Source organism: Zunongwangia profunda SM-A87 (assembly GCF_000023465.1).
Lineage (GTDB): Bacteria > Bacteroidota > Bacteroidia > Flavobacteriales > Flavobacteriaceae > Zunongwangia > Zunongwangia profunda.
In genome coordinates this window covers 740,136-762,500 of sequence record NC_014041.1, presented here as the reverse complement: position 1 = coordinate 762,500, position 22,365 = coordinate 740,136, and the positions used below count along the sequence as shown (strand labels likewise).

The 22,365-nt window shown below is 36.0% G+C and carries 8 protein-coding genes, 2 tRNA genes and 2 rRNA genes (1 of these 12 cut by a window edge); 1 reads left to right on the top strand and 11 read right to left on the bottom strand.

Going from position 1 to position 22,365, the window contains the following annotated elements; translation table 11 throughout:
* From ZPR_RS03355 to ZPR_RS03315, 9 genes are all read right to left on the bottom strand, one after another.
* Positions 1-1,016 (bottom strand): 23S ribosomal RNA (locus ZPR_RS03355) (it extends 1,818 nt beyond the left edge of the window).
* Between the two features lie 233 nt (positions 1,017-1,249).
* Positions 1,250-1,326, bottom strand: a tRNA-Ala gene (locus ZPR_RS03350).
* A 158-nt stretch (positions 1,327-1,484) separates the two neighbouring features.
* A tRNA-Ile gene (locus tag ZPR_RS03345) sits at positions 1,485-1,558 on the bottom strand.
* 182 nt (positions 1,559-1,740) lie between these two features.
* Positions 1,741-3,266 (bottom strand): 16S ribosomal RNA (locus ZPR_RS03340).
* The 16S and 23S rRNA genes sit together here with 2 tRNA genes alongside, the layout of an rRNA operon.
* A gap of 825 nt (positions 3,267-4,091) precedes the next feature.
* Entirely contained in the window at positions 4,092-6,002 is a 1,911-nt protein-coding gene (locus ZPR_RS03335; RefSeq protein ID WP_013070200.1) for a putative porin, read from the bottom strand.
* Between the two features lie 113 nt (positions 6,003-6,115).
* Positions 6,116-7,483, bottom strand: coding sequence for a RagB/SusD family nutrient uptake outer membrane protein (locus tag ZPR_RS03330; RefSeq protein ID WP_041578640.1), 1,368 nt, complete (start codon positions 7,481-7,483; stop codon positions 6,116-6,118).
* 9 nt (positions 7,484-7,492) lie between these two features.
* Positions 7,493-10,525, bottom strand: coding sequence for a SusC/RagA family TonB-linked outer membrane protein (locus ZPR_RS03325; RefSeq protein WP_041578639.1), 3,033 nt, complete (start codon positions 10,523-10,525; stop codon positions 7,493-7,495).
* Positions 10,526-11,420: 895 nt separating this feature from the next.
* Entirely contained in the window at positions 11,421-12,914 is a 1,494-nt protein-coding gene (locus ZPR_RS03320) for a RagB/SusD family nutrient uptake outer membrane protein (RefSeq protein WP_013070197.1), read from the bottom strand.
* Positions 12,915-12,929: 15 nt separating this feature from the next.
* A complete protein-coding gene (locus ZPR_RS03315) occupies positions 12,930-15,896 on the bottom strand; it encodes a SusC/RagA family TonB-linked outer membrane protein (protein WP_013070196.1) in 2,967 nt (988 codons plus the stop codon).
* 299 nt (positions 15,897-16,195) lie between these two features.
* On the opposite strand from ZPR_RS03315, the gene ZPR_RS03310 reads away from it, so the two are divergent.
* A complete protein-coding gene (locus ZPR_RS03310; protein ID WP_013070195.1) occupies positions 16,196-16,795 on the top strand; it encodes a ribonuclease HII in 600 nt (199 codons plus the stop codon).
* A gap of 520 nt (positions 16,796-17,315) precedes the next feature.
* Here ZPR_RS03310 and ZPR_RS03305 read toward each other — a convergent pair.
* Positions 17,316-18,938, bottom strand: a complete 1,623-nt coding sequence (locus ZPR_RS03305; RefSeq protein ID WP_041578638.1) for a RagB/SusD family nutrient uptake outer membrane protein — start codon at positions 18,936-18,938, stop codon at positions 17,316-17,318.
* 17 nt (positions 18,939-18,955) lie between these two features.
* The gene (locus tag ZPR_RS03300; protein ID WP_041578637.1) at positions 18,956-22,087 is read right to left on the bottom strand and encodes a SusC/RagA family TonB-linked outer membrane protein; all 3,132 of its coding nucleotides are present in this window, start codon (positions 22,085-22,087) and stop codon (positions 18,956-18,958) included.
* Between the last annotated feature and the right edge of the window lie 278 nt (positions 22,088-22,365).

The window sequence follows — 22,365 nt, the reverse complement described above, 5'->3', positions numbered from 1 at the left end:
TGGTCTGGGTTCTTTCCCTCTCGGACACGGACCTTAGCACCCATGCCCTCACTGATATAAATCATTTTATAGCATTCGGAGTTTGTCAGGAATTGGTAGGCGGTGAAGCCCCCGCATCCAATCAGTAGCTCTACCTCTATAAAACTAATATACCGCTGCACCTAAATGCATTTCGGGGAGTACGAGCTATTTCCGAGTTTGATTGGCCTTTCACCCCTACCCTCAGGTCATCCCAAGACTTTTCAACGTCAACGGGTTCGGTCCTCCACTGTGTGTTACCACAGCTTCAACCTGCCCAAGGGTAGATCACACGGTTTCGCGTCTACCATGACCAACTAATTCGCCCTATTCAGACTCGCTTTCGCTACGGCTCCACACCTGAAGTGCTTAACCTTGCTGGTAACGGTAACTCGTAGGCTCATTATGCAAAAGGCACGCCGTCACCCCTAAAGGCTCCGACCGCTTGTAAGCGTATGGTTTCAGGATCTATTTCACTCCCTTGTTCAGGGTTCTTTTCACCTTTCCCTCACGGTACTGGTTCACTATCGGTCTCTCAGGAGTATTTAGCCTTGGCGGATGGTCCCGCCGGATTCATACAGGGTTTCACGTGCCCCGCACTACTCAGGATACCACTATCTATAACATGCTTTACCTATACCGGGCTATCACCGTCTTTGGCCCCTCTTTCCAAAGGGTTCTAATTCATTATGCATAAAATGTCGTGGTCCTACAACCCCATACCGTCCGTAAACGATATGGTTTGGGCTAATACGCGTTCGCTCGCCGCTACTAGCGTAATCACTTTTGTTTTCTCTTCCTCCGGGTACTTAGATGTTTCAGTTCTCCGGGTTCGCCTCCTTTCGGATACTATATCTTCAATATAGTGGGTTGCCCCATTCGGATATCTGCGGATCAATTTGTATGTGCCAATCCCCGCAGCTTTTCGCAGCTTATCACGTCCTTCTTCGCCTCTGAGAGCCTAGGCATTCCCCATACGCCCTTAATAAGCTTGTATGCTTTTTACCTAATATGCTCGCACAACCACCTTAACGATGGTCGTTAACTTTTTTGTTTTGCTATTATTACAATAGAATTCTTACAAACCCTATCTCATAATAAGCGTTAGTTTCTCGTATTCTTTATTTCTCAATATGTCAATGAACGATCGCGAGTCGCGATAGACGTATAAACAATCTATGCTTCCCACTGCAAACTCTGAAGATTATCTTTCAAATCTCCAGGCATTGCCTGGTGGAGAATATCGGAGTCGAACCGATGACCTCCTGCGTGCAAGGCAGGCGCTCTAGCCAGCTGAGCTAATCCCCCATTTTCAGTGATCAGTTAACAGTTATCAGTTAACAGTACTTATAACGGCTACTCAACCTCTAAAATTTCCTTTTTGTTATTTCAAATGAACTTCCGTGTCTCAAGTTTAACTTTAAACTTTTAAACCTTCAACTTTAAACTCGCGCTTTGCGCGGTCGTAGTCTCAGGCAGACTCGAACTGCCGACCTCTACATTATCAGTGTAGCGCTCTAACCAGCTGAGCTATGAGACTGTCCATAACAGTTTTAAAGTTTACCAGTTAAAAGTCACAAAGCAATACTACTTTCTACTTTTCAACTTTTTACTTTAATACTGTAGTTTATCGAATTGACATTAAGAATCAAGACCTTAAAGGCTTGCTTTTGAACTTCCCTTTATTTAATTGCGATTCTCTTTTGAAAGAGAATGCTCTAGAAAGGAGGTGTTCCAGCCGCACCTTCCGGTACGGCTACCTTGTTACGACTTAGCCCCAGTTACCAGTTTTACCCTAGGCCGCTCCTTGCGGTAACGGACTTCAGGTACCCCCGGCTTCCATGGCTTGACGGGCGGTGTGTACAAGGCCCGGGAACGTATTCACCGCATCATGGCTGATATGCGATTACTAGCGATTCCAGCTTCACGTAGTCGAGTTGCAGACTACGATCCGAACTGTGATAGGGTTTATAGATTCGCTCCTTCTCGCGAAGTGGCTGCTCTCTGTCCCTACCATTGTAGCACGTGTGTGGCCCAGGACGTAAGGGCCGTGATGATTTGACGTCATCCCCACCTTCCTCACGGTTTGCACCGGCAGTCTGGCTAGAGTTCCCACCATTACGTGCTGGCAACTAACCACAGGGGTTGCGCTCGTTATAGGACTTAACCTGACACCTCACGGCACGAGCTGACGACAACCATGCAGCACCTTGCAATCTGTCCGAAGAAATATCTGTTTCCAAATACGTCAGACTGCATTTAAGCCCTGGTAAGGTTCCTCGCGTATCATCGAATTAAACCACATGCTCCACCGCTTGTGCGGGCCCCCGTCAATTCCTTTGAGTTTCATTCTTGCGAACGTACTCCCCAGGTGGGTTACTTATCACTTTCGCTTAACCACCCAGCCCTCAATTAGGCCGGACAGCTAGTAACCATCGTTTACGGCGTAGACTACCAGGGTATCTAATCCTGTTCGCTACCTACGCTTTCGTCCATCAGCGTCAATATAGTATTAGTGATCTGCCTTCGCAATCGGTATTCTGTGTAATATCTATGCATTTCACCGCTACACTACACATTCTAACCACTTCATACTAATTCAAGGTCTACAGTATCAATGGCAGTTCTACAGTTAAGCTGCAGACTTTCACCACTGACTTATAGACCCGCCTACGGACCCTTTAAACCCAATGATTCCGGATAACGCTTGGATCCTCCGTATTACCGCGGCTGCTGGCACGGAGTTAGCCGATCCTTATTCATAGAGTACCGTCAGCTCCTTACACGTAAGGAGGGTTCTTCCTCTGTAAAAGCAGTTTACAACCCATAGGGCCGTCTTCCTGCACGCGGCATGGCTGGATCAGGCTCTCGCCCATTGTCCAATATTCCTCACTGCTGCCTCCCGTAGGAGTCTGGTCCGTGTCTCAGTACCAGTGTGGGGGATCTCCCTCTCAGGACCCCTACCTATCGTAGCCATGGTAAGCCGTTACCTTACCATCTAGCTAATAGGACGCATGCTCATCTCTTACCGTAACCTTTAATCATAAACTGAGGCCAGTCTATAATACTATGAGGTATTAATCCACGTTTCCATGGGCTATCCCTCAGTAAGAGGTAGATTGCATACGCGTTACGCACCCGTGCGCCGGTCGTCAGCAGAGTGCAAGCACTCCCTGTTACCCCTCGACTTGCATGTGTTAGGCCTGCCGCTAGCGTTCATCCTGAGCCAGGATCAAACTCTTCATCGTTGTTTCATTAATATGTGACAACTAAATAAATGTTTTCCTTCTCAAGAAGTCTAAAGCTCAAAAGTTTGACTCTTTATAGTCTTAATTCTTAATCTTTACGCTATACCAATCTTAATAAATTAAGATTGATATCGTCTAGTCAATTCAATATGTCAATGAACTTATTCAAAGTCCGGGTTCCTAAAAACCCTTTCGGTAGAAATTAAGGAATCGAACCTTACCAACACCCCATCCGGTATCTCCTAGTCACTCAGTATATTAAGAGCATTTTTACTTGTTCTAAAAGCGGTTGCAAATGTACAACTAATTTTTAAACTCACAAGAAAAAATTAAAATTTATTTTTTCTTAATTTTAAACCCTCAACCCTTCCAAAGAACCTCGCCGTTAAAGCGGCTGCAAATATACAACCCTTTTTCTTTAACCACCAAAACTTTTTTTAAGTTTTTTTTCAGTCTAAAATATCACGCTATCCCAATGAACATCCGCCATAACACCTTATCTACTCTGGCGTTAAGCGGCTGCAAATATACAGCCTTTTATTTCTTTCCTGCAAAACTTTTTTAAGTTTTTTTTAGAACCTTTTTCCAGTATACCTCTCAATGAACATCCACTTACAAAATACCACCTCAGCGGCTAAGCGGGTGCAAATATACAGCCGTTTTTTAATTACACAAGACTTTTAAAAAATTGTTTGATTTTTACGAAAACTACACGGAATTCAATCCAACACTATCAATTAAACATCTAAAAAACGACTTAACATTAGATTAACACTAAAGAAATGATAAATCATTCCTAATATCGTACCACGACACCAGTAAAAATTAAAGAAAAAAGTTCCAAACTAAACCAAATCGCACCATAAAATCGTTGTGTGGATATCTTGGTGCAGAGAAATTATTATTTCCATCAATTAAGAAATTTAAATTTTCAAGCTTAAAAAATATTCTTGCCTGATCTACTTTTCCATTAAAAAAGAAATCTACCACTGGATAATTACCAAATTCAGTTTCGTTTTGCACATAAAATTCAGCCAAAACTGGATCGTAAGCGTCCATTTGATAAGAAGAAAAATAGCGAAGACTTAAACCCGTTTGTAAATACAAAGCCTTATCAAACCAAAAGTCCTTATAATAAAAGGTATTCCGAGTTACTAATTCTGGTAAATTGAGAACATCTTTGCCATCAGAAATATTTTGATAAAGTATGGTATTATCTAAAGCAAACTTTCCAAAAGTAAATTCCCTTTGGGCTTTCAATTTATAATATCGTACATCACCGCCAAATTGAAATGGTTTAACGACGCCATCGTTATTAAGTGAAAAATAGGTGTAATTCTGAATTTGAGTTATCTCTCCACTAAAGTTAGCAATCATCTTAGCTGATAATTCAAAGAAAAGGCTTTGTGCATTTTCATTGTCAAAATTATTTTGCCAGTTATAGTTTATGTAATCACTTTGATACAGTAAAAAATTTAAATTTGGAGCCCTACTGGTTTGTTTTATCCCAAAGTTTAAAAAATTATTATCATCTAGACTGTAACCTGCTGATGCTAGAATATGATTTCCTGAAAAATCATCTCCAAAATTAAACGACACGTCAGCATGAAGATTGAACCCTGCTAAATAATTATCATAACTCCCACCAACATTTATAAGCCTCCCATCTAACCTATCTCCCACAACTCCATTTTCTCCTATAAATACAGAATCATACCAATAATCGAAAAAGGAATAGCCGGCTTTTGCCGATATCTTTCCTAGAACAGGATTATCAAAATTTACTGCAACCGTATTATCCAAATTACGATATCTAGTTTCATCATTAAGATTAGTGCTCTGAAAAGCTTCCCCTAAAATGGCAGTAGCAGCAGCCGATTGAAGATATTGAAATTTTTTATACGAATAATCTAGTCTGTGACTTAAATAAAACTTATTTTGAATTGTATCCTGCGCCCCCGACAAATAGTATTGATGATCTAAAAAGAAACCTTTACCATATAATGTACTCTCCGCATTTTCGAAATTAACATCTAAAACTGAACGATCATCAAATTCGGGCTCCTTGCTGATATATGAAGCTAGCGCCTCATCTGTTAATCCGCCATTTTCTTCATTCAGCAAATCCTGACTTACAAAATGAGCTTTCGCTCTATATTTTCTATTTTTAGTCTGATAATTTAACGTTGTTCTAAAATTTCCTGTACTGGTAAGAATATGGCGATAGCGCCCAAGGGCACGCACTCCTTTATAAGCAATGCTAAAATTTAAACGTTCTGAAGTATTAACCGTGAAAAATGCGTCTAATTGTTGTCCTTGTTCCGGTACGGTTTTAAAATACAATTCTGTAAGTGGTGTAGGAACGTAATAATAGTTAATATCCTCTGCCTCCATAAAATTATAATGACGAGCTCTAGCCCCAAATTTGGGCATTATAGTACTAAAATCTCGAAATTCGGTAAGCTTATTATAGGTTTGCCCCGTATTTGCAAACGGCAAAAGTCCGAATAGATCTTTGCGCAAATAATTAAATTTATAATCTTTTTGAATCGTTAGAGAAGTATCAACATGAGTCGTATCATTCTCTATAGATATTATCTTAAAAAGATCTATTGTAGGCTCTGCCACAGAATCTTTAGATTTCTCCTCGCCCACTCTTCCAGGCGACCTTTGTTCTTGAGCATTACAATGATAACCAATAATTACAAACGAGATTAGAAATAGTGCTTTCTTCATTTTAAAAATTATGTAACAAAAGTATAAAAATAACGCAAGTAGGAGAGAATTGGTATAAAACAAAAAAACCACCCAAGTTGGGTGGTTTTGAAATTTCAAATCTATTTAAAATCTTAATAACCTTCGTTTTGAACCATATTTGAGTTTGAATTCAATTCGGAAACAGGAATAGGCCAAGCGAACAGGTAATTGGGAACGGAAAAAGTCTTCATAACATTACCTTGAGTGTTCATAGCTTCCATATTCATGCCACTACGCAACATATCATCAAACCGAAATCCTTCAAAGATAAGTTCTTTCCGTCTTTCTAAAAGAATATTTTCTTTTGTTGCATTATTATATGGTTGAGCACCTCTATTCGCAGGAATTTTATTTAACTGCGTTAAAGCATCTCCACCTGTTTCCAATAGAGCTTCTGCATAATTCAGAATTAATTCCTCGTATCTAAATAAAACAATATTATCAGCATTATTAACATTATCGGGATATTTACCTAAGTTTCTAAGTATATCACCTTGATAACCTAAAATACCCTTACGAACGTCGGAATCTTCATAAATATCTAAAACTTCATTTTTCACTTGAATATCTCCGTACCCACTACCATCATCATTAGCTCTATAAATATAGGCTAAACCATTAATACCAGGATTATCAGCTAAGTTAGCTGCAAGTTCAAAAATGACATTTGCCCCTCCATCTCCTGCCCAACTGCTCACGTAGGACTCTGCAGGAATAATCGAATAAAGGCCAGATTGAATAACTGCCTCTGAAGCTGATACAGCGCGGTTCCAATCTCCAAAATAAACCGCAACTCTGGCTTCAAGTGCTTTCGCTACGAATTTAGATACCAAAACTTTAGAATTATCGTAATCTGAATTCATCATCGCAAAACCTGTTTCTAAATCATTATAAATAGCCGCTTTAACTTCTTCTATAGTATTTCTCGCAGGAAAAAGATCATCTCCCTTGAAGGTCGTTACAATTGGAACCCCTAAGTTTCCCGCTCCTGCAAATTGCTGCCCATATACCCGAAGAAGATCAAAATGAGCTAAAGCTCTTAAAACAGTTGCCTGTCCCTGAATATGCATACCTAAATCTAAATCGCCTTCAAGAGATTCAAGATCTGTATTGATTATAATATTAGCATTTGCAATTACATAATATGCGGTATTCCAGATAAAACCAGAATTCTCATTGTAAAGATACTGACTTTGAGTAGTAAATCTACCTGAATTCCCATTTGAAAAAGTGTTATCTGTACGAACCTCATTGGTGATTATAATATCACGACCATAATATCCTGAAGAGGTCATTGAACTATGTATACCTTTTAAAATACTGCTTAAATTTTCTACTTTATTTACACTGTCTTCAACACTTTTCTCCTGGGCTAAGGTTGGCTCTAAATCCTCTGTCGAACATGATACTGTAACAGAAATCATAGTTACGAACATCAATATATATAATAAGTTTTTCATCGTTTTTAATTAAAAAGTTAAGTTAACACCAAATAAGAAAGATTTAGTTGGAGGTGTTTCCAATCCTGTTTCACCTCCCAAATCTTGCTCTGGGTCAAAAAGTAAATTATCATCCTTAACCCATGTAGCTAAATTATTGCCTCTCACAAATACTCTAGCGGTTTTCATTCCAATAGAATTCATAACAGAACTTGGAATATTATAACCAAATGTTAAGTTTCTCAACCTAATAAAATCACCATCATATAGATACTTAGAATGTCTCTGCCAAGATTGTCCATCACTCGTAAATTTACCATTTCTTGTAATATCCCCAGTTTCTTGCCATCTATCCAACAAGCTTTGATATCCATTATAGGAAAAGATAGGAAATCCATTTGGTTGATTAAGATATAAATGCCATCCTTCATAAATTTTATGCCCCCCCGCATAATAAGCTTGGGCATTCAAAAAGAAGCCTTTAACCTCAAAATTTAAATTTACACCGGCAGTGAGTGTTGGTACCGCATTTGCTCCCTGAAAAACAGCTTCGGCATCATTAAAGGTCGTTGTTGTTTCGCCACCAACGCCATTTAAATAAAATTCCTCCATACCAGTTTCTGGATTCACTCCTGCCCATGTTGGCATATACCATTCTCTAACCGGGTGCCCTGTTTCAATTCTTGTAGTCGTTGTAGTAATTGTCCTTTCTATACCATTTGGATCTAAAGGAAGTTCAGTAATTTCATTATTAACCGTAGCAATATTACCACCTATACTTAAACTTACATCCTGAGTATCTATAAGGCTGGCATTTAACTGAATTTCTACTCCAGTATTTTTCAAGGCTCCTATATTTTGTGTCTGACTGGAAAAACCTGTAGTTTGAGATAATGGAACATTTAGCAATAAATCCTCTGACTTTCTATTAAAATACCCAATACTACCTGATAAAACATCATTAAAGAGACCAAACTCCAAACCAATATCAATAGTTTTATTGATTTCCCATGAAAGATCATTATTCCCAAAAGTACTTACTGCTTGAGCACCATCACCATTATAATCCACACCATAAGTAAACAAGGACTGATAACGATTTAATCCAATACTAGCATTTCCTGTTTTACCATAAGAAAAACGAAGTTTTAAATATTCTATATTATCGATTGAAGTCAAAAAGTCTTCCTTATGAATATTCCATGCCGCACCTACAGAATAAAAATTACCCCATCTGTTATCCTCCTGAAATCTTGAATTACCTTCAATTCGATATGAAAGATTTAATACATACCTACTATCAAAAACTGAATATTCGAGCAGTCCCAAGTAAGCTCCCATGTACCAATCTGAGAAACTTGAAGAAACTGAACTTGGCGTACCTGCACTATCCAGAAAATATAACCCATCATCTGCGAAATTTTCGGCTGCTCCACCTAAAAAGTATTGTCTGTTAGACTGATATTCTTGCAACAATTTAAATTTTAAATTATGCTGGTTAAGCGCTAAATTATAGTCTAAATAGTTTTGAAATACGTAAAATGCATTGGTTCTATCATATTGCGACGCATCTCCAGAAGTAGGCACACCATAACCATAGTTTCTATTAGAGTATGTTCTATAGTTATATAATTGTAAATCTACACTAAATTTCGCCCCCAAAGTAAAACCACTTCCTATGTCCCAGGTTAAAGCATTTCCAGAGATGATACGTGTAAATCGATTATCATTAAAATCATCCCTTGCACCAATAAGAGGATTAGGAAGTGCCCCTCCTATTTCGGCAAATGTGCCATCATCATTGTAGGGATACCTAAGAGAGTTCATAAAATATTTAGCCGTTCTAGGACTGGCAAAATAAGCACTTCTTTCCAAGAAAGCTTTTTGAAAAGTATAAGCTGCCGAGTTATTAGAAGATAACTTAAGACTTGGTGTAAGATCTTTAGAAAAATTTATTGATCCAGAAATCCTTTCAAAACTGGATCCTATAACAGTTGCTTCTTGCTCTAAATACCCTAAAGAAGCAAAGAAATTATGCCCATTTCCTCCACCTGAAGCAGAAATACTGTATTCTCTATATATTGCATCTTTATTCGCAACAGCAGAACCCCAATCCGACTCTTTTCTACCATTTTGATCCCACGCTTTAAAAAGTGCATTATTCTCTAGTAGATAATCTGTGGCCTGCTGTGTAGTATCATAATAACCATCATTATAGTAAGCCTCAGCGGCTAGCTCCAATCTTTGTGCTGAAGTTAAAGGCGTGGGACCATCAACAGCATCATTCATAAAACCGATCTGTGTATTAATGGTAAAAACGGTCTCTCCGTATTTTCCTGACTTAGTTGTAATAAGGATTACTCCATTGGCACCTCTCGCACCATATTGTGCGGTAGCAGAAGCATCTTTTAAAACAGTAATAGAAGCAATATTATTATTATCTATTGCAGCCAAAGCACTGATACTTGAGGTTGCACCACTAGCGCTAACGTTACCATTATTAATAGGAACCCCATCAATAACATACAAAGGCTCATTACCGGCAGTAATAGAACTTATTCCACGTATCCTTATATTGGCAACAGATCCAGGAGTACCTGAGCTTGAAGAAACAGTTAGACCAGCAACATTCCCCTGAAGTGCCTGATCTACTGTAGGAGAAGCGAAAGATTTTAAAACTTCGTCGTCCACTTTCACGACGGAACCTGTAATATCAGATTTCTTTTGAGTAGAATATCCAGTCACTACAACCTCATCCAAAGCCGCAGCATCCACTACCAACGTTACATTCAGAATATTAGAAGTACCTACCATTTGCTCCTTAGAAGTAAATCCTACATAACTAAATACTAAAACCTTCCCTTCGTCGACCTTTATTGAGTACTTCCCATCAAAGTTTGTCTGGACTCCATTTCTAGTGCCTTTTTCGATTACATTCACCCCAGGAAGAGGAAGTCCGTCCTCGTCGACAACAGTACCAGTAATTGTTTTTTCTTGTGCAAAACTAAATTGCACTAACAACACCATAAATAGTGTTATTAATCCATGTAATGTTCTTTTCATATTTTGTTAATTTTAATTAGCCTTGATCAAAAATCATAATAATAACTTAATTAACAAAACAATTTAATTGAATTTTTAATATTCAATTAACATAATTAAAATTTAATCTTATCTTTTTTAACTAATTATTCATGTTTATTGTAATGAATTCACATTTAAATGCAATTACAAAAATCCTATTTTAACTATAATTTAAAAGTCTATATCTTAAATTATCAAAAGATCAAAGATTATTTATTTTAAAAAGGAATCCAAAATTTAAGATTTGATATCAGGAAGATGATGAAAATACATGGTTTTAATCTATTTTAATTAGAAGGATATTGATAATTCTGTCTTTTATAAAGTTTATTACTAAATAGAAAACAATCAAATTGCAATAATCAGTTATACCATGACTATTAAAATCCTCTAATTTTGACTTAAAATATTTAAGAGATTTAGTATTGAGAAGAAAAGAATATTCTATTTATTAGAGCAGTCTTGTCATATTATCGGAAGATTTCTGAAAACTACTTGCATGAAAAACTTGCTCAAAAAAACGTTTCGAGATAAATATGAAAATAACCAAGGTATAACTTAAAAAAACTATTCCTTTAAATAAGATCGCTTCGGTCTCAAAACATTTTTCTACAATTTACTTAGAAAAAGTCTTATAGTAGTCTGCTTAAAATCTAAACCTGACTTATTTAATAATATTACACTTTACCAATAAAATATTACATAACAGAGTAGTTATTTATTTTCTTTAAAGAAATACGTAATCAATTAAAGAACAATTTTTTTCTCTAAAAAATTTAAGAAGTGGATAAGTCTTAAGGCAAATATCTTACTAAAAAGAAAAACCACCCAAGATTGGGTGGTTTTTTGAAGCTTTAAACTTTCTTGAATAATATTACCATCCAGGATTTTGCTCGCCGGCTAAACCAGGATTAATAAGTATATCATTAGTAGGAACACCCCATATAAACTTAGGATTACTAGCTTCAACTGATTTAGTATAATAGTTCGCTCCAGGTTGAAGAGGATCTGTATTCTGTGGATCTCTTCTAGTAAAACCTAAATCCCATCTACGTAAATCATCTAACCTAAAACCTTCAAACGCCAGTTCACGAGTACGTTCTTCTCTTACCGCATCAACTAAAGCGCTTCCTGACGCATCTACAGCACTTAAACCTCTAGCTTGACGTAGTTCATTCAAAGGAGCTAAAGCCTGAGACTCTGAAATGCTCAATGCAGCTTCCGCAGATATTAAATACATTTCAGCAATCCTAAAAACTTTTGGAGCTTGCTGGTAGTTAGTATTTGCACCTGTCCATAAATCTGGATTACCTGGATATTTATTTACCATAAATAAATCTGTATAAGTAATACTACTCATCACTATAGTATCATTCAGAAAATAAACATCTTTACGAATATCGTCATCTTCATATAAATCAACCATCCACTGAGTGGGTAAAAAATCTGGAGTAAAAAGACCTGTACCGCCACTAAAACCTAAATAAATACTATTTGTATTAGCTAATTCATTGGGAGCCTCTACATATACTTGCATAATAACCTCCTGGTCATAGTCATTAACCCACATATCTCTAAAATCAGCTTGATTATTGATTAATGGATAATCTCCAGAATTTATCAGCTCATCTGCGGCGGCTTTAGCACCAGCCCAATCTTCCATATAAAATTTAACTCTAGCTTCAAAAGCAGTCAATACATCAGCATTAAATCTTTGTGCACCTTGCTCACCACTAACCTGTGATAATGCAGGTCTTGCAGCATCAATATCAGCCAAAATTTGTTGATAAACTTGCTCTACAGTACTCCTAGATGGTCTCGCAGAAATATCATACTGAAGCATTAGCGGAACACCTAAATCTGACGAAGCGCTAGCAGGATCATAATCAGATGCATATCTAACTACCAAATTGTGATAATAAAAAGCTCTCGCAAAATAAGCATCAGCAATATATCTTTCAAGCTCCGCCTCTTCTTCAGGAGAGTCCGTTACAATTGTAGACATCCCTTCTATAGCAGCATTTAAATCGCTAATACGAGCATAATAGCCAAACCATACATCTCTTACAGTATAATCATCTGCAAGAAAGCCTTCCCATCTGTGTGGATTCCCGTTTCTGTTTCCATAATCCAATGTAGCATTTAATTGATCTGCCTGTACATCTGTAGAAAACATATATTGCCCGTATAAAACTCCCCTAAAACTGGCATACAAACCATTATTCCATGTAGCCGCATCATTTACTGTTTGAAATGATTGTGATTGTTCTATTGCGTCATACGGAAACCTCTTAAGATCATCACAACCTATAAATGATATAGATAAAAATAATCCTAAAATTACTTTTTTTATATTTCGTTTTTTCATTTTTCTATTTTTTTTTTAAAATTGAAGATCTATCCCAAATGTAAATTGCTTTGTATTAGGATTAACTCCTAAAGTTAAATTCTGATCAACCTCTGGATCCGGCCCTAAATAATCAGTCCATGTCAATAAATTCCTACCGGTTACATAAACCTTAGCTCCTTTCATAAAGCCCGTAGAATCTAATATTGAGGAAGGAATATTATAACCTACCGTTAAGGTTTTCATACGTAAAAAGGATGCATCCTCAATAAGTCTTGAATCAAACTGTGTAAACTGCACGTTCGACCTTGGGAATAAAGTCTGGTCGCCAGGTTCCTGCCAGTAGTCCAAAACTCTTTCAGATTGATTAAAACCGGAAAATTGAGTTGGATTCTCGTAGAAGTATCTATCATTATTTATCAAATACTTACCTACACTAAAAGCAAAATGTGTTTGTAAATAAAAACCTTTATAATCTGCATTTAAACCAAAACCTCCGTTTAAAGGTGGATATCTATCTATTCCTGTATTTTGTTGTAACCTTGCAGTATTAAATTGATTTGTTACCGCATTTGGATCCTCTCTATTATAAACAACTTGATCTGGATCTTCATTAGGTAAATACCACTCAGCATCACCATTCTCTGAATTCACCCCAGCGAACACAGGGTAAAAAAAGGAAACAGGCTGACCAACTACCCAAGAAACTCCAGTATTAGGAATTATCCAATAGTCCCTACCTTGAAAAAGCTCTGTAACTTTGTTTTGATTATAGTTAAAATTAACATAAGGAGTAATATTCAAGTCAGAATTACCTTTGATAACGTCATAAGATAAACCTACATCAAAACCATAATTCTTAAGTGAACCAGTATTTTCTGTAACTTCAGAGAATCCACTTGTGAATGGATACGGTACATCAATAAGCATATCCTCTGTTAAACGATCATAGTACTCAACTGTTAGCCTCAACCTATCTATTAACGATACTTCCACACCAACCGAAGCAGATCTTTGACTCTCCCATTGCAATGCCGGATTCCCAGGGGTATCTAAGTACCAACCTGTTTGCCCCTGATACTGATTAGTTCCTACTAAGGCATAGCTATTATAGTTTCCAATATCAGAGTTACCAGAAGTACCAACATTTGCTCTCACTACTAAGTCGTCTAACCATTCAACATCCGTAAGAAAAGCTTCTTTTTTTGCAGTCCATCTAGCCCCAACAGCCCAAAAAGTTGCCTCTCTATTATCTCTACCAAAACGAGAGGAACCATCTCGCCTTACGGTAAAGTTCGCGTAGTATTTACTATCAAAATTATACTCCAAACGACCAAAATAAGACTCTAAACTCCATTCCTCCATTTCCTGCTCTACATCTCTGTTACTTGGACCTTGCCCAAGCATAACTAAACGATCATCAGTTTGCCCAGTAGAAGTTGCTCCAAAAAGTCCATAATCATAATCCTGAAATTCATGTCCACCTAACAAGCTAAAGTTATGTACATCATCCAAGGTGACACTATAAGAAACAGTATTTGAAACAGTTATTTGCTTATCTCTTCTAAATCTCTCTTGTCTCCTACCATTATTTAAAGAAGCTAAATAAGAAGGCAACCTAATAAAAGTTTCTCTTTGATCAAAGGCATTCAAGCCTACAGCAGTCCTTAAAGTTAGTCCTTTTATCGGATTTAACTCTATATATCCCGAAGGATTCACTTGAAATCTATTTCTATCATAAGGATTATTTTCAGCTAAATAAACAGGGTCATATCTGTTCCAGCCCGGAATCACTCCCTCGTATCTTTGTCCAGTTTCAGGATTGATAGGAGAAAAATAAGGCGCCGCTAAAAGACTAAGACCTCTGTTTGTACTATTAGATCCATAAGGGTTGTCTTGATCTGTAGTATATGCAAATCCGATATTCAGACCAGCTTTCATCCAATCGTTAATATCAGTTGTAATATTACTCCTTAAAGTATATCTATTAAAATCAGATCTAAAGGCGAGACCCTCTTGCTCAAAATAGCCAGCAGAAATAAAATATTTAGTTTTCTTACTTCCACCTGTAGCACTAACATTAAATTGTGTTGTAGGAGCATTATCTTTATAGTACCATTTATACCACTCAGTATCAGCATTATTTTGAGCTAAAATAGCATCCATATTTTCTCTAGATATTTGACCAATATCTACTCGAAAATTTGAAAACTGCTCTGTATTCATGAAACTTTCAAAAAAGTCAGTATTCGCAAGCTCTGAAAAGCCATGTTGCACACCAACATTAATTGAAGGATCTTGCTCATTACGCCCTGTTTTTGTAGTAATTACAACAACTCCATTTGCAGCTCGGGCACCATATATAGCAGTCTCCGATGCATCCTTAAGAACGGTTATATCCTCAATATCATTGGGGCTTAATCGAGTAAAAATCCCACTATCCACCTGAAAACCGTCTAATAAAATTAAAGGAGTAGATCCAGCTCCTAAAGAGCCCACACCACGAAGACGAATAGATGGTATAGCGTTAGGCTCTCCTGAAGACGTAAATATTTGAATACCCGGAATCTGCCCCTGCAATGCATCAATAACATTTGCCGCCGGTCTATCTTGTAAAACTTCTCCTGAAACCTGAGCCACAGAACCAACTACATCAGTCTTATCCCTCGTCCCATATCCAACTACAACTACTTCATCTAGAGCTGCAGCATCTACAACCATAGTTGCATTAAGGGTACTAGAAGATCCAACTTTAATTTCTTGAGTAGCAAAACCTACATAACTAAAAACTAATGTCGCACTCTGCGGAACAGATATAGAATATTCCCCATCAAAATCTGTTTGTACTCCATTTCGAGTACCTTTCTCAATTACATTTACTCCAGGTAAAGGAAGTCCATCTTCATCAACCACAGTACCGGTAATTGTTTTTTCTTGTGCAAAACTTAATTGCACTACTAACACCATAAAAAGTGTCAGCAATCCATGTAATGTTTTTTTCATTATTTCGTTAATTTGAATTAGCCTGAGCCAAAAATCATAATAATAACTTAATAAACAAAATTTTTCTAATTAATTTTTCTTAGAGAATTAACACTTTTAATTGATAAAACGTTTTACCTATTGCCGAGATATTATTTTTTTTTACAAAATACACAGATATTGTTATTAATTGTAAGTTGATATTGATCTAATACTAAAAACAAAAGACTTAATTACCAATATCACATTTTATAAGTAAATTTACTTAAGGAAAGTTAATTATAAAAAAAAGAACACTTTTTTCCATAATCTATTAATTTATGCTGTTAAGAAACCTAAAAGATTGTGATCATGAATGCGGAACAGATGAAGCAGGACGTGGATGCATTGCTGGCCCTGTAACAGCCGCTGCAGTAATTTTACCTAAACATTTTGAAAATGAGTTCTTAAGGGATTCAAAGAAACTTACGCATCAAAAACGGTTACTACTAAAGAAAATTATTGAGAATGACTGCGCTTCTTATGGCATAACACACATATTCATGGAAACTATCGATGAAATTAATATCTTAAACTCATCTATCCTGGCGATGCATAAATCTATAGAGAAGCTTTCTCCAGAACCCGAACATATTATAGTAGATGGTAACAGGTTCAAACCATTTAAAAATATAGCTTATGAATGTATTGTAAAAGGTGATGATAAATATTTGAGTATAGCTGCTGCTTCGATTTTAGCCAAAACCTATCGGGATGAATATATGGAGAGTATTCATGAGGAGTACCCCATGTATAATTGGAAAAAGAATAAGGGTTACCCTACAAAAGAACACCGGGAAGCCATCAGAAAATACGGAATTACAAAATACCACCGGAAAAGTTTTAAACTTTTACCAGAGCAGCTGGAATTAGAATTATAAAAAAGCCTTTTACTTCTTTACTATTCTGTTTTTTTAATACTAATTTGGCGCAAGCACTAAGGCGATTAGTTGAAATCACAATAGATTAAATAGAACTCTATTTCTTCACAAAAACCTGATAAATTTTACTTATATCGCTGGTTATAAAGGAAAATCTCCCTAGCAGTTATTCCGTAATATACTAGCTAGCAATTTTGGTGCATCTTAAGTAGATTAACTTTAAAAAAATATATTTATTTCTGGCTGGAATAGATCTCTGTAAATTAATTTTTAATTCATTTTTTTCAACACAATTTCTTTTTAATATTTCATCAACTCTATATTTTTTAGATCTCCGATATTATATCGAATATAGTACATTATAAATTATTATCATTTTTGCTTCTTTTAGATGGACTCCCGCTTGAAAATGAATATTCTTTTGCGCAAACAAAGTACTTCTACTAGAATAAAAAAATCCAGCGAAGTGATGTTCGCTGGATTTGTAATAATTTTTGCAATACTTAAATGATTTTTTAAATTAATTTTGGTCTGAAGAAGTAATATAAGGATTTGCATCAATTTCTGCTTGCGGTATTTTCCAGATCCAAGCATCATTTTGAGAAGGTCGCTCCTGAAAAAATCCATTCTGATACAATACTTTAGCCGCTCCAGAATTACTTTGATCTAAAGGCTCATCCCATCTAATATGATCATGAAAACTAAAGCCTTCTCCCCATAACTCGACTCTTCTCTGAAATTTTATTTGCTCTATTAATTCTTCTTGTGTCGCAAATTGAGATGCATCAAAAGCTGAGTCTCTTGATTCACCAAATTCTTGTAACAACTCTTGAGCTTCACTAATTGCATTCATCATGGCAAGCGACTCAATTTCTATGAGATACATTTCTGAAGACCTCATATATATAACGTCATCAGGGTCGATTGTCCCAGGATTTTTCTGCAAAAACTTAACAGTCATATATGGATGAGTATTATGACCAGAAGTCATACCATATTTAGAAATCACTTCAGACCAAGCATCCCAAAACTCGTCCTCAGAGTCGTAGTTAGGATCAGATTCATAACTTCCTCCCTCTCCATTAGAAGCAGATGGATTGGTATTGGGTGCCAAAGGCAGCCACGCTTCATTTCTAAAATCTGTTTCTGGGATCATATCATAAAGTTCACTACTAATAATCTTTGGATTACTTCTATTTTGACTTCCGTTAAAAGTTGGAGATATATAATAAAAGTAAGATTGATAATAATTTGTTTCACTATCTATCACTCTTCCTCCCCATATAACTTCAGGTAAATCATATGTATTAAATCCAGATAGCCATTGTGATTCATTCAACAAAGGAAAACCCTCTCTAGCTAGTGCGGCAGACTCTGCAGCAGTTTGCCAATCCCCCTTAGACAATGCTATTCTTGCTTTGATACCATACGCAGCATTTAGCGAGATATGAGATTTATTGACTGGACTACCAGCATTTTCAAGATAACTAATAGCTTCATCGATATCATTTTCCATCTGATCATAAACTTCTTCTACTGTTGATCGCGGCGCACTTTCATAGGGTGCTTCAGTAGAAAAAACAATAGGCACTCCTAAATCTGTGGAAGGATTTCCAATAGTATATCCTTTAGCAAAAGTTGTAACAAGTTTATGATAAGCCCATGCCCTATAAGCATGCGCCTGACCTAGAATATTATTTAATTGTGGACTTACAGCAAAGTCCCCATCAGAAATTGCGTTAATTATAGAATTTGAACTGGCTATAAAGTGATAACGCTGATACCAAAAATTGTAAACTGTAGTATAAGTAGGGTTTGTATGGGTTAACCACTGTAAATCTGATGTCATCCAACCATTTCCTGGTGAAGAGTGAATTATACTCCCTCCCATAGCATCCAAAGCAGGTATAAAATGACTTTCACCACTTCTACTTGATGAAGATCCAGGTAACTGAGCTTGTGAATAAACTTGTCTATGCAAACCGTTTAAGATCAGCATCATATTTTCTGGACTAGATAAAGCAGCTTCTGCTGAAATCGCATCTGTTGGAACGTTATCTAGAAAATCTTCTGAACAGCTAAAACTAATCAACGCGACTAGAATTAAACTTAAAGGAAAACGGAATTTATTAAATATTTTCATTGTAATAGTTTTTTTATTTAAAACGAAATGTTCACACCAGCTGAAACTATTCTACTTGGATTATAATCATTTCCTCCAGGTGTCCCCTGTAAGTTGTACTGAGGGTTTAGTCCTTTTCTCTCTGATATCAGAAATAGATTTTCTGCTGAAACAAATAAGCGTAAACTTGACATACCCATATCATTTATCATATCATTATTAAAGTTATAAGATAAATTCACATTCCTTAATGAGAAAAATGAAGCATCTGTTAGCCATCTTGAAGACAAAGAGGGGGCTAAATTAGGATTACCATTTTCTAGTCTAGGAACATTAGTCTGGTCACCAGGTTTTTTCCATGCGTTTAAAGCATCTGGGTGTAATGATTCTCCATAAGAACCTTCATGCATCATAGCAGCATATCCATAATCTAAAATTTCACCTCCTAATTGGTAGGTAAACAAGAAACTTAAACTGAAAACTTTGTAACTAAATTGATTCCTTATAGACCCAACTAAATCAGGAACAGCCGTAGCACCAACATACGTTCTATTAGCTTCAGTAGGATCTGTTAAGGTAACATGCTCACCCTCTTCATTAATCACAGGAACATTTTCTCCTGTTTCAGTATCTTCTTCATAAGCATAATAAAGCGCATCTCCATTTTCAGAATCTACACCTGCATAATCGTATAAAAAGTAATCGTATATAGATCTTCCTTCAATCCATCTTTTAGATCCTGTAACAAAGGGGTCTGGCAAAAAGGTAATTTTATTATTGTTAGTAGAAAATTGTAATCCTAAATTCCATTTAAAATTATTTCCATCAACAATAATTCCATTCAAACCTAATTCTAATCCTTCGTTATACATATCACCAATATTGGCAGGACCTTCATTCAATCCCATAGATATAGGCAAAGGAACATTATATAATAGATCTGAAGAATTTCGTTTATAATATTCCAAAGAACCACTTAACCTATAATCAAATAAATCAAACTCTATTGCTATATCCCAACTTTCTACGGTTTCCCAAGTTAATGCACTGTTTCCTAAATCAGACCAGAAGATTCCAGGATTACCTGCATTTGGCAATAATGAATACCTTGGTTGGGAAATATAATAATCGTTTAAATCATCATTACCCACTTCTCCGTAAGATGCTCTAAGCTTTAAGTTATTCACGAAGTGAACATTAGACATAAAGTTTTCTTGATTAACTCTCCATGCCCCACCGATAGAGTAGAAATTACCCCATCTCACATCTTTATCAAAAACAGAAGAGCCATCTCTTCGCACTGATCCACTTAAATAATATTTTTCTTTAAAATTATAATTTAGTCTTGAAAAGTATCCTTCTAAAGTTTTATCTGAAGTATATCCGTCTAATGATGCAATAGTAGAAAAATTATCAAACTCATATATCCCCTCAGCAGTTTGTGTATTTTTAAAACCAAAAACCTGTGAAAAAGTACGATCAAAACTTTCGTGCCCTAAGGTTAAGTCAAAACTATGATCCCCTACAGATTTATTATAATTCAAAATTTGATTAAAATTTTCTACAATTCTTCTAAATCTTGTTTCTCTATACCTACCAGCAGGTTGACCGTCACCAACTAAATTATTTTCATATCTTTTATTAATATAATCATTAACATCTTGACCATATAATAAATTCAACTTCAACCCATCAACAATCTGAAAACCAGCATTCAAACGAATTCCGTAATTATTAGTCTCAGTTTTATCATTGTTAAGTAAAACTTCTTCGATGGCATGCCTACCAACATTTGTAGGTCTAGATTGAATTCCAAAGTCTGGATACCCTTCTCCTCTATCATACTGTAAATTACCAGCAGCGTCCCTTATGTAATCTCCTGTTTCAGGATCTACTATATAAACAGGATATATAGAGCCCATGTTTTTAGCAAATCCGAAAGGGTTTGCTATTGAACTACCTCTAGAGGAAGGACCATTAGAACTTGAAAGTGCCATATTAATATTACCGCCTAGAGTTAACCAATCTGTAGGAACAAAATCCCCTTTCAATCTTGCCGTGGTTCTTTCAAAATCACTGGTAACAACATAGCCTTCTTCCTTTAGATTAGAAACAGAAAAAAAGACATTATGATTTGCTCCTCCAACTGAAACATCTGCTGAATTAAAAAGCCTTTGACCAGTTCTCTCTAGGGCTCCATACCAATCCAGACCTTTAAATATAACTTCAGCATTCGGGTTTATCTGTCCATTTTCCTGAACAATTTGATCATTAGGCACGTTAAATGGATTATAACCTAAGCGATTAAAAATAGTTGCAGACGCTTCGGCTGCAGCGTTATCGACATCCAAAGAGTTCTTATAACTTTGCCACATAAGTTCATAATATTCTTGTGGATTAACATTGTCATAAAGAGGTATTGCTCTATTTATAACACCAACTTGAGAATCTATATTAACCCTTAGATCCTGTTTACCTTTTCCACTTTTAGTAGTAATCAAAACAACACCGTTAGCAGCCCTAGAACCATATAGAGAAGTTGAAGCTGCATCTTTCAAAACAGTCATTGACTTTATATCATTCTGATTAATAGCATTTAATGCTCCTTCAAATTGAACACCATCTACAATAATTAATGGATCTGTATCACCATTCAAGGTTCCTACCCCCCGAATGACAATGCTTGGTGAAGATCCAGGTTGACCGGAAGCAGATAAAAATTGTACCCCGGTGGAATTACCTTCAATAGCAGATAAAGGAGAAGTTAGAGACCTTTGTTCTAATTGCTCAGCTTGAATTGTACTTGCTGATCCTGTAAAAGATTCTTTTGTTGTCGTACCGTATGCTACTACAAGTACTTCGTCTAACGCAGCTGAATCTGTTTTAAGGGTTAAATTGTATACATCCTCTGCTCCCACTACGGTCTTTTGAGTTACAAAACCTACATAACTAAAAACTAGAGTAGCTCCCGGCTCTACGGTAATAGTGTAATCACCGTCAAAATCTGTTTGTGTACCATTAGAAGTTCCTTCTTCAATAACATTAACACCTGGTAAAGGAAGACCATTTTCATCCAGAATTTTACCAGCTACTGTTTTTTTTTGTGCATAAATTATTTGCACAACCAACACCATAAAGAGTGTAAATAATAAACGTAATTTTTTTTTCATTGTTTAATAATTAAATTAGCCTTGACCGCAAAAATGTCAATTAATCTACTCTTAACAAAATCTTAAAACTTGCACTCTGGATAATCCTTAAGCTTAATAGTTACTAATGCAAAGAGAAAAAAAGAAACTACTCAAAATATACCTGATATTTTATTGATGTGTTATTATTGATTCTACATAAAGTAGAAATTTATCAAAATATGAATTCTTTTATTTTTAGCATTTTTTTCAAAAATTGGACAATGAAGAGGATATTATATCAGGATAGCGATAGATCC